We start from the raw sequence: 9,294 nt of genomic DNA on the forward strand, positions 1-9,294 counted from the left end.
GTTTCGCGTAACGATAGCACAGCGCCCGACGCCTTTAATGCGCTAAGTATTTGCGCAACGCGCAACAAGGGCGCGGACTTTCCGCGCCGTCACGCGCGAGCCACGAGGAAGCGATAAAAATTGCGCAACATGCCAGCCGTTGCGCCCCAGATGAAATAAGGAGCCTTCCCGTCGCCGGGGCTGTATGGCATGGCAAAAAAACGACGCTCGCCGCCTTCCCAGCGAAAGACCCGCACTTCATGATTCGCGGGATTCATGAGCCACGCGAGCGGCACTTCGAAGATATCGGCGACTTCGCGTGTATCGGCCTTCAATGTGAATGGCGGATTCACGAGCGCGACGACCGGCGTCACCTTGAAACCCGTACCCGTCAGATACTCGGGCATCGCGCCGATGACCTCGCAATGCTCCGCGCCCAACCCCACCTCTTCGTAGGCTTCGCGAAGCGCGGTGGCGGCGGCATCGGCGTCTTCGGGCTCGCGTCGGCCGCCCGGAAAACTGATCTGCCCCGCGTGATCCGACAGATGATCGGCGCGCTGCGTCAGCAGCACGGTCAAGCCGCCCTCGCGCACGACGAGCGGCACCAGCACGGACGCCACGCGCGGATCGCCGCCGATCGCCTTGATGCGCTGCTCGCGCTCTTCCTGCGCCCAGTCGAGATCCATCGCGAAACGCGCGCGCAAGCCTTCAGGCGTGAGGCGCACGGGCGGAACGGGCGGGAGTGTCTCGCCCGTCGAGAGGACGGGCATCGTTTCGGGTTCGAGGATGCGGGGAGTCGAAGTCTTTCCGGTGGACACGGGTCGAGAACGGTTCTGTGGAAGCCTCAATTTGAACACACCAAAGAAAAAAGCACCCGAGGGGTGCTTTTTCCGTACTGCTTCTGGCGAGGGACTTACTCTGCGGAAGCAGCAGACTTGTCCTTGAACACCAGCTTTTCCTTGATTCGAGCCGACTTGCCCGAACGCTCGCGCAGGTAGTAGAGCTTCGCACGGCGGACATCGCCACGACGCTTCACGACGATGCTCGCGAGCAGCGGCGAGTAGGTCTGGAACGTACGCTCGACGCCTTCGCCCGACGAGATCTTGCGGACGATGAAGTTCGAGTTCAGGCCACGGTTACGCTTCGCGATGACGACGCCTTCGTAAGCCTGAACACGCTTGCGCGTGCCTTCGACCACGTTCACGTTGACGACGACGGTATCGCCCGGCGCGAAGTCGGGGATGCTCTTCTCGCCCAGAACGCGTGCGATCTCTTCCTTCTCGAGTTGCTCAATCAGATTCATTACTGACTCCTTGTGCCATCTTGCCGGAGTTGTGTGCCTTGTATTGAGTCAGGCCCCGGTAGAGGATGGGTTTGCTTCAGGCGCCGATACCACTCGACGCCCCCATTTTCCCGCTCGTCCGCTCGAAACCTATGCGGGCTTCGACGCTTCCTTCGCGAGTTCTGCGAGCCACGCCTCATCAGCACGGCTCAACATCTTGCTGCGACGCGCCCGCTCGATCAGATCGGGCCGCTTGTTGAATGTGTTGCGCAATGCTTCGCGCCTGCGCCAGGCGTCGATTTCCTTGTGATGGCCGCCGAGCAGCACATCGGGAACGCGCACGCCGTCGTACTCTTCCGGACGCGTGTAGTGCGGGCAATCGAGCAGCACATCGACGAAACTGTCCTGCACCGCCGATTGCGCGTCGTTCAGCACACCCGGCAACTGACGCACTACGGCGTCCATCAGCGCCATGGCGGGGAGTTCTCCGCCGGACAGCACGAAGTCGCCGAGGCTCACTTCTTCGTCCACTTCACGGTCGATCAGGCGCTGATCGATCGCTTCGTAACGGCCGCACAGCAATACGAGACCGGGTTCCTGCGCGAATCGCATCACGCGATCGTGATCCAGCTTCGCACCTTGCGGCGACATCATCACGACGCGCGTCGACGTGATGCCCTGCTCGCGCTGCGCAGCCTTCGCCGCGTGGATCGCGTCTTCCAGCGGGCGCGCCAGCATGACCATGCCGGGGCCGCCGCCGTAAGGGCGATCGTCGACGGTGCGGTAGTTGTCCGTGGTGAAATCGCGCGGATTCCACGTGCGCAGACCGAACCGCTCCTGCTTCACCGCCCGGCTGGTGATGCCCCAGTCGGTCAGCGCGCGAAACATTTCGGGAAAGAGCGTCACGACATCGAACTGCATCGCTCTCTCCGTAACGTGCCGATGTTCAATAATCGGCGTCCCAGTCGACGACGATACGCTTCGCCGCCCGGTCCACCGTCTTCACATATACGCCGACGAACGGAATGAGCCGCTCGCCGGTGACGGGCGCGCCGTCCTTGTTCGTATCCGGATACTCGATCCGCAGAATGGAATGCGCGCCGTTGTCGATCAGATCGGCGACGCGACCAAGCGCAACGCCAGCTTCATTTTCGACATCGAGGCCGATCAGATCGACCCAGTAGAATTCGTCGTCGCTGTCGAGCTTCGGGAAATCGCCACGCGCGATATTCACCGTATGGCCCTTCAGCGCGAGCGCCGCATCGCGGTCATCGCAGCCGGCCAGACGCGCGACGATGGTATCGGCGTGCACTTTCGACTGCAGGCAGCGCGCGGACTTGCGATCGCGGCCTTTGACGAGCCACCAGCGTTTGGCGCTCAGCAGCGCGTCGCCGCCCTGCTTGCCGTTCGCGTGCGGAACGATCTTGACCCAACCCTTCAGACCGTACGCATCGGCGATAAAACCGACTTCGACGGCGTCTTCGGGCAAAGCCTCGACCCGCTCGATTGCGGCTTCCGGCTGAATGCTGCCTTTATCGCTGCCTTTGTTGCTACCCGAAACGTCGCCCGCCACGCGGCGCGCGCCCGGCTTGCGGACGAACGCGCCAAACGTGGCGGAACTTTCATCTTGCCCCGGCTTCGTTCGGCCGATGTTTTCCGATGCGCGGCCGGATTCAGAATCGCGCGCGGACATCGGCGAACCTTTGGGCAGGTTTCGAGCGTTTACTACAGCGTCGGCTCAGCGAACTCAAGCAGCCGGCTGGGCTTGCTGAGCTTGCTTGACCAGACGCTCGACGGTCGGCGACAGTTGCGCGCCAACGCCTTGCCAGTACGTCAGGCGATCTTGCGCGATGCGCAGCGATTCGCCCTTGGTCGCGACCGGGTTGTAGAAACCCACGCGCTCGATGAAGCGGCCGTCACGGCGGCTACGCGAGTCGGTTGCGACGATGTTGTAGAACGGGCGCTTCTTCGAGCCGCCACGAGCCAAGCGGATGATGACCATGCTGAAATCCTTGAAAACCGGGGTTCGGAACAACGAGAACAGGCGATTATAGCCGGATTCCGACGCCCTAACAAACACTTAACGCATTTTTTGCATGTGACGCCAAGTTCGGCAAGAATTCGGCGCGTTGCCAGATACCGGAAATCACGCCGATGCGGCAACGTGCCATGGGCGGCGTGCTCAGCGGAAGGCGTAAAATGTCAGACCGGCGTCCGCCTCAATCCACCACCGCTTTCGCTGATGACTTCCTCGTCCGTCGCCACGCAATCCGGCTCCAAGCCGGCCGGCAAGCAGGTTCCGCCATACTTCCGCTCGAAAACGCTGACCGCCGCGCTGGCGTTCCTGTTCGGCTATATCGGACTGCATCGCTTCTACCTCTATGGAATGCGCGACAAGTACGGCTGGGCGCATATCGTCGGTATCGTAATGGGTGCGTTCGGCTATCTGCTGCTCGCCGAAACGGAGCGCACGTCGATTCTCGGCTGGGCGCTGGCGTTTCCCGGGTCAATCTCGCTGCTTGCGGCTTTCCTCTCCGCGCTCGTCTACGGCCTGCGCCCGGACGCCAAGTGGGACGCGCAGTTCAACGCGCACACGGGACGCGAAAGCCGCTCCGGTTGGACCGTGATCTTCGTCGTGATCTTTTCGCTGCTGATCGGCGCATTTCTGCTGATGACCGGTCTCGCGCTCACGTTCCAGACTTATTTCGAAGGCCAGGTCGAAGCCGCGAAGACTTTGTCGCAATAGAACGTCAGAACAAATCGAGCTGCGGGCTCGCCGGCGGCGGCGGCCGTTTCGCCGGTCGCTGAAACTCGGACATATCGAGAATCCCGCGCTGTCTTGCATTAAGCCCAAGACGTTTCGTCGCCTTCTGAAAGCGCTGTTTCAGCATGTCGGCCCAAAGGCCCTCGCCTTTCATGCGCTTCGAGAAATCCGAGTCGTAATCCTTGCCGCCGCGCATATCGCGCACGCGGCTCATCACGCGGTCCGCGCGGTCGGGAAAATGCGCGGCGAGCCAATCCTTGAAGAGCGGCGCGACTTCCCATGGCAGACGCAGCACGATATAGCTCGCGGTCGTCGCGCCCGCCTCTGCGCACGCTTCCAGCACGCGCTCCAAGTCCGGCTCGGTCACGAACGGAATGACCGGCGCGATGCTCACGCCCACTGGGATGCCCGCCTCCGCGAGCGTGCGAATCGTGCGCAGACGCCGCGAAGGTGTGGCCGCGCGCGGTTCGAGCGTGCGCGCGATATCGGCATCGAGCGTGGTGACTGTGATCGCCGCCATCATCTGGCCGCGTTCGGCCATCGGCGCGAGCAGGTCTATGTCGCGCTCGATCAGGGAGCTCTTCGTGATCGCCGCGAACGGATGGCCGCAGTCGTGCAGCATCTGAATGACGCGCCGCGTGAGTTGCAGATCCCGTTCGACCGGCTGATACGCGTCGGTGTTGACGCCGAGCGCGATCGGCTCGGGCTCGTAGTTCGGCTTCGCCAGTTCGCGTTCGAGCAATTCGGGCGCGTTGATCTTCGCGTAAATGCGGCTTTCGAAATCGAGGCCGGGCGACAGTCCGAGATAGCTGTGCGTCGGACGAGCGAAACAGTAGATGCAGCCGTGTTCGCATCCGCGATAGGGATTGAGCGATACGGAGAACGGAATGTCGGGCGAACTGTTGCGCGTGAGGATGGTTTTGGCGCGCTCTTCGAACACCTGCGTGCGCAGCGGCGGCGCGCTCTCGTCCTCGGCATCCGCGGCGTTCAGCCAGCCGTCGTCGACGCGCTCGCGCTCGTCCTTCTCGTAGCGGCCCTGGATGTTCGTGACCGCGCCGCGCCCCTTCAACGGAGCGGGCGGCGCGACGGGATATTCACGATCCGGCGATGACATTTGCGACAAAATCCAACGATTGATACTGTACAAATATACAGTATCGACGTTTCGTCGCAAGCGAAAAATCACGTCTCGACGAGAATCTTCAGCGTCTCCTTGATCTCCTCCATCACCACATAGCTCTTCGACTGAACCGCGCCCGGCAGTTGCAACAGGATGTCGCCGAGCAGCTTGCGATAGTCCGCCATTTCGCCGATCCGCGCCTTGATCAGATAGTCGAAATCGCCCGACACGAGATGACACTCGAGCACTTCGGGAATCTTCTGCACTTCGCGCCGGAACTGCTCGAACATGTTGCCGCTTTTGTGATCCAGCGTGATCTCGACGAACACGAGCAGCGCCGCGCCGAGTTCAGTCGGATTCACGCGCGCGTAATAGCCGACGATGACGCCGTCGCGCTCCATGCGTTTCACGCGCTCGATACACGGCGTCACGGACAATCCGACGCGCTCCGCCAGATCCTTCATCGCGATGCGGCCGTCCTCCTGAAGGATGTTCAAGATCTTGTGGTCGAGCTTGTCGAGCGTGCGGACCGGATTTCGCTGCGTTCGCATTTCTTTTTCCTAAAAATCGACCAAATACAATAACTAAAACTGCTTTGATCTCAATACTATAGGCGATAACACTAGACGGACAGCGTGTCGCAGGTTTGGCCGGCTGTCCAGCGAAATCGAATTGGAGATCACATGCGAATCGTTATTCTCGGAAGCGGCGTCGTCGGCGTGACGAGCGCGTATTACCTTGCTCGCGCCGGCCACGAAGTCACGGTCATCGATCGCGAAGCCGGGCCCGCGCTCGAAACGAGTTTCGCGAACGCCGGACAGATCTCTCCCGGTTATGCATCGCCGTGGGCCGCGCCGGGCGTGCCGCTCAAAGCCGTGAAGTGGATGTTCGAAAAGCACGCGCCGCTCGCGATCCGCCTCGACGGCACGATGAATCAGTTGCAATGGATGTGGCAAATGCTGCGTAACTGCACGCAAGATCGCTACACGGTGAACAAGGGCCGCATGGTCCGCCTCGCCGAATACAGCCGCGACTGCCTGCAGGCGCTGCGCGCGGACACGGGCATTTCCTATGAAGGCCGCACGGGGGGCACGCTGCAACTGTTCCGTACGCAGCAGCAATTCGATGGCGCGGGCAAGGACATCGCCGTGCTGAAAGACGCGAACGTGCCGTTCGAGCTGCTCACCGCCGACGAACTCAAGAAGGCCGAACCCGCGCTCGCCGCCGTGTCGCACAAGCTGACGGGCGGTCTGCGTCTGCCGAACGATGAAACCGGCGACTGCCAGATGTTCACCACGCGGCTCGCCGCAATGGCCGAAGCGCTCGGCGTCAAGTTCCGCTACAACACGTCGATCGACGCGCTCGCCGTCGCGAATGGCCGCATCGCCGGCGTGCAGTGCGGCAAGGAACTGGTGACGGCGGATTCGTACGTCGTCGCGCTCGGCTCGTATTCGCCGAAACTGCTCGGCGATCTCGTCAAGATTCCGGTCTATCCGCTGAAGGGCTATTCGATTACCGCGCCGATCGTCGATGCGAACCGCGCGCCTGTGTCGACCGTGCTCGACGAAACGTACAAGATCGCGATCACGCGTTTCGACGACCGCATCCGCGTGGGCGGCATGGCGGAAATTGTCGGATACGACAAGAAGCTGAAAGCGGCGCGTCGCGAAACGCTCGAAATGTGCGTGAACGACCTCTTCCCGGGCGGCGGCGACACCACGAACGCCACGTTCTGGACCGGCCTGCGCCCGATGACGCCTGACGGCACGCCGATCGTCGGCCGCACGCCGGTGCCGAACCTGTTCCTGAACACGGGCCACGGCACGCTCGGCTGGACGATGTCGTGCGGCTCCGGCCAATTGCTCGCCGATCTCATGTCCGGCAAGCAGCCCGCGATCCGCGCGGACGACCTTTCGGTGCATCGCTATTTCGGCGACGTCGGCGTGAAGACGCGTCCGGGATACGCGAACGCGTAATTCGCGTTGTCGCATCAAAGCAAAGCAAAGGCGCCTTCGATGAAGGCGCTTTGTCGTTTCTAGAACTGATCTTCGCTGAGTGCGAGCACCCCTTCCCCGCCGTTCGCGCTGACGATGGACGCCTCGATCCCAGGAGCCAGCGACAGAATGTGCTCCGCGAAAAACTCGGCTGTCGCGATCTTCGCGGAATGAAAGCGCTCGTCTTCCGCGCGCTTCACCTGCGAGACGAGCATCGCGCGCGCCATCTGCCATCCGGACAACACGATGCCCGCAAGCCGCAGATACGGCACGCTGCCCGCGAACACCGCGTTCGGGTCGCTCTTGAACTTCGCGACGATGAACTCGATCGCGCGCGCCAGCGACAGACTTCCCGCGCTCAAATGCCGATGCATCGACTTGAACGGCTTGCCATCCACTTCGGCGAGCGCGGCGATCGTCTGATCGATCTGCGCGAGCAGCGCTTGCGCCGCACGGCCACCATCGCGCACGGTCTTGCGGCCGACGAGGTCGTTCGCCTGAATCGCCGTCGTGCCTTCGTAGATCGGCAGAATGCGCGCATCGCGATAATGCTGCGCCGCGCCCGTCTCCTCGATGTAGCCCATGCCGCCATGCACCTGCACGCCGATACTCGCGACATCGACGGACATTTCCGTGGAAAAGCCCTTCACGATCGGCACGAGATATTCGTAGATCGCCTGATGACTCTTCCTCGCGTCATCGTCCGGATGGCCGTGCGCGAGATCGCTGTGCGACGCTGCGACGTAGGCGAGCGCGCGGGCGCCTTCGGTGTAGGCGCGCATCGTCGAGAGCATGCGGCGCACGTCGGGGTGATGGATGATCGTCACCGGCTCCTTCGCGCTGCCATCGACGGGACGGCTCTGCACGCGCTCCTTCGCGTACGCGACCGCCTGTTGATACGCGCGCTCGGCGATCGCGACACCCTGCATGCCGACCGCAAAACGCGCCGCGTTCATCATGATGAACATGTATTCGAGGCCGCGATTCGCCTCGCCGATCAGATACCCGGTCGCCCCGCCGTGATCGCCGTATTGCAGCACGGCCGTCGGGCTCGCCTTGATGCCGAGCTTGTGCTCGATCGACACGCAATGCACGTCGTTGCGCTCGCCGAGCGAGCCGTCGTCATTGACGAGGAACTTCGGCACGAGAAAGAGCGAGATGCCTTTCACGCCCTCGGGCGCATCGGGCGTGCGCGCGAGCACGAGATGGACGATGTTCTTCGCCATGTCGTGTTCGCCGTACGTGATGAAGATTTTCGTGCCGAAGACCTTGTACGTGCCATCGCCCTGCGGCTCGGCCCGCGTGCGCACGAGCGCGAGATCGGAACCCGCCTGCGGCTCGGTGAGGTTCATCGTGCCGGTCCATTCGCCGCCGATGAACTTCGGCAGATAGCGCGCCTTCTGCTCGTCGCTGCCGGCGGTGAGGAGCGCCTCGATTGCACCGTCGGTGAGCAGCGGGCACAGCGCGAAAGAGAGATTCGCCGAGTTGAGCGCTTCGATGCACGGCGTCGCGATGAGCTTCGGCAAGCCCTGTCCGCCGAAGTCCGCCGGATGCACGACGCCTTGCCAGCCGCCTTCCGCGAACTGGCGGAACGCGTTCTTGAAGCCGGGCGTCGTCGTGACGTCGCCGTTCGCCCAGGCGCTCGGATTGCGATCGCCTTCGACGTTCAGCGGCGCGATTACTTCGCCGCAAAAGCGCGCGGCTTCTTCGACGACGGCCTGCGCCGTATCGAAGCCCGCGTCTTCGTGACCGGGCAGCGCGGCGATGCGGTCGATATCCGCCAGCTCCTTCACTACGAACAACATGTCCTTGACGGGTGCGCGATAGCTCATCGTCCTGTCTCCTCCTGTTTCAATTTTCGGGTACAAAAAAAGGGCGCAACGTTCGTCGCGCCCTTTCTTATTTTTGTGGTGAGTGTTCGACTCACATGGCGCGGTTAGCCGAGCTCTTTCACCAGTTCCGGCACGACCGAGAACAGATCGCCGACGAGACCGTAATCGGCGACGCTGAAGATCGGCGCTTCGGGGTCTTTGTTGATCGCGACGATGACCTTCGAGTCTTTCATGCCGGCCAAGTGTTGAATCGCGCCCGAGATGCCGACTGCAACGTACAGTTGCGGCGCGACGATCTTGCCGGTTTGACCCACCTGAAAGTC

At 62.4% G+C, this 9,294-nt stretch carries 11 protein-coding genes; 2 read left to right on the plus strand and 9 right to left on the minus strand.

Annotation, left to right across the window (positions count from 1 at the left end; translation table 11 throughout):
- Window positions 1-89: 89 nt before the first annotated feature.
- The 5 genes from NCR93_RS10055 to rpsP form a co-directional block, all read right to left on the minus strand.
- A complete protein-coding gene (locus NCR93_RS10055) occupies window positions 90-749 on the minus strand; it encodes a CoA pyrophosphatase (RefSeq protein WP_034472679.1) in 660 nt (219 codons plus the stop codon).
- Between the two features lie 143 nt (window positions 750-892).
- Complete coding sequence (gene rplS / locus NCR93_RS10060) at window positions 893-1,282, minus strand: 50S ribosomal protein L19 (protein ID WP_008342338.1); 390 nt, start codon at window positions 1,280-1,282, stop codon at window positions 893-895.
- Window positions 1,283-1,411: 129 nt separating this feature from the next.
- Window positions 1,412-2,182, minus strand: a complete 771-nt coding sequence (gene trmD / locus NCR93_RS10065) for a tRNA (guanosine(37)-N1)-methyltransferase TrmD (protein WP_008342340.1) — start codon at window positions 2,180-2,182, stop codon at window positions 1,412-1,414.
- Between the two features lie 25 nt (window positions 2,183-2,207).
- Window positions 2,208-2,954, minus strand: a complete 747-nt coding sequence (gene rimM / locus NCR93_RS10070) for a ribosome maturation factor RimM (protein ID WP_034472683.1) — start codon at window positions 2,952-2,954, stop codon at window positions 2,208-2,210.
- 54 nt (window positions 2,955-3,008) lie between these two features.
- Entirely contained in the window at window positions 3,009-3,263 is a 255-nt protein-coding gene (gene rpsP / locus NCR93_RS10075) for a 30S ribosomal protein S16 (protein WP_008342343.1), read from the minus strand.
- A gap of 240 nt (window positions 3,264-3,503) precedes the next feature.
- Between rpsP and NCR93_RS10080 the strand changes: the two genes are divergently transcribed.
- Entirely contained in the window at window positions 3,504-4,007 is a 504-nt protein-coding gene (locus tag NCR93_RS10080; protein WP_034472686.1) for a TM2 domain-containing protein, read from the plus strand.
- Window positions 4,008-4,011: 4 nt separating this feature from the next.
- On the opposite strand, the gene NCR93_RS10085 is transcribed toward NCR93_RS10080, so the two are convergent.
- Both NCR93_RS10085 and NCR93_RS10090 read right to left on the minus strand, forming a co-directional pair.
- On the minus strand, window positions 4,012-5,139 hold the full coding sequence (locus NCR93_RS10085) for a PA0069 family radical SAM protein (RefSeq protein ID WP_034472689.1): 1,128 nt from the start codon (window positions 5,137-5,139) through the stop codon (window positions 4,012-4,014).
- 68 nt (window positions 5,140-5,207) lie between these two features.
- Entirely contained in the window at window positions 5,208-5,696 is a 489-nt protein-coding gene (locus tag NCR93_RS10090; RefSeq protein ID WP_008342349.1) for an Lrp/AsnC ligand binding domain-containing protein, read from the minus strand.
- Between the two features lie 132 nt (window positions 5,697-5,828).
- Here NCR93_RS10090 and NCR93_RS10095 point away from each other — a divergent pair, with 132 nt between their 5' ends.
- Window positions 5,829-7,121, plus strand: coding sequence for a D-amino acid dehydrogenase (locus tag NCR93_RS10095; RefSeq protein WP_034472691.1), 1,293 nt, complete (start codon window positions 5,829-5,831; stop codon window positions 7,119-7,121).
- A gap of 59 nt (window positions 7,122-7,180) precedes the next feature.
- On the opposite strand, the gene NCR93_RS10100 is transcribed toward NCR93_RS10095, so the two are convergent.
- Together NCR93_RS10100 and NCR93_RS10105 are read right to left on the minus strand one after the other, a co-directional pair.
- On the minus strand, window positions 7,181-8,971 hold the full coding sequence (locus NCR93_RS10100) for an acyl-CoA dehydrogenase (RefSeq protein ID WP_034472693.1): 1,791 nt from the start codon (window positions 8,969-8,971) through the stop codon (window positions 7,181-7,183).
- 104 nt (window positions 8,972-9,075) lie between these two features.
- A partial coding sequence (locus NCR93_RS10105) for an electron transfer flavoprotein subunit alpha/FixB family protein (RefSeq protein WP_250507420.1) occupies window positions 9,076-9,294 on the minus strand: 219 nt, incomplete at its 5' end.

The organism is Caballeronia sp. ATUFL_F1_KS39, from assembly GCF_023630985.1.
Classification (GTDB): Bacteria; Pseudomonadota; Gammaproteobacteria; order Burkholderiales; family Burkholderiaceae; genus Caballeronia; species Caballeronia zhejiangensis.

Excerpts from the sequence above, each read along its gene's own strand:
- NCR93_RS10055 (WP_034472679.1), bottom strand. The coding sequence starts at position 749 with ATGCCCGTCCTCTCGACGGGCGAGACACTCCCGCCCGTTCCGCCCGTG.
- rplS (WP_008342338.1), bottom strand. The coding sequence starts at position 1,282 with ATGAATCTGATTGAGCAACTCGAGAAGGAAGAGATCGCACGCGTTCTG.
- trmD (WP_008342340.1), bottom strand. The coding sequence starts at position 2,182 with ATGCAGTTCGATGTCGTGACGCTCTTTCCCGAAATGTTTCGCGCGCTG.
- rimM (WP_034472683.1), bottom strand. The coding sequence starts at position 2,954 with ATGTCCGCGCGCGATTCTGAATCCGGCCGCGCATCGGAAAACATCGGC.
- rpsP (WP_008342343.1), bottom strand. The coding sequence starts at position 3,263 with ATGGTCATCATCCGCTTGGCTCGTGGCGGCTCGAAGAAGCGCCCGTTC.
- NCR93_RS10080 (WP_034472686.1), top strand. The coding sequence starts at position 3,504 with ATGACTTCCTCGTCCGTCGCCACGCAATCCGGCTCCAAGCCGGCCGGC.
- NCR93_RS10085 (WP_034472689.1), bottom strand. The coding sequence starts at position 5,139 with ATGTCATCGCCGGATCGTGAATATCCCGTCGCGCCGCCCGCTCCGTTG.
- NCR93_RS10090 (WP_008342349.1), bottom strand. The coding sequence starts at position 5,696 with ATGCGAACGCAGCGAAATCCGGTCCGCACGCTCGACAAGCTCGACCAC.
- NCR93_RS10095 (WP_034472691.1), top strand. The coding sequence starts at position 5,829 with ATGCGAATCGTTATTCTCGGAAGCGGCGTCGTCGGCGTGACGAGCGCG.
- NCR93_RS10100 (WP_034472693.1), bottom strand. The coding sequence starts at position 8,971 with ATGAGCTATCGCGCACCCGTCAAGGACATGTTGTTCGTAGTGAAGGAG.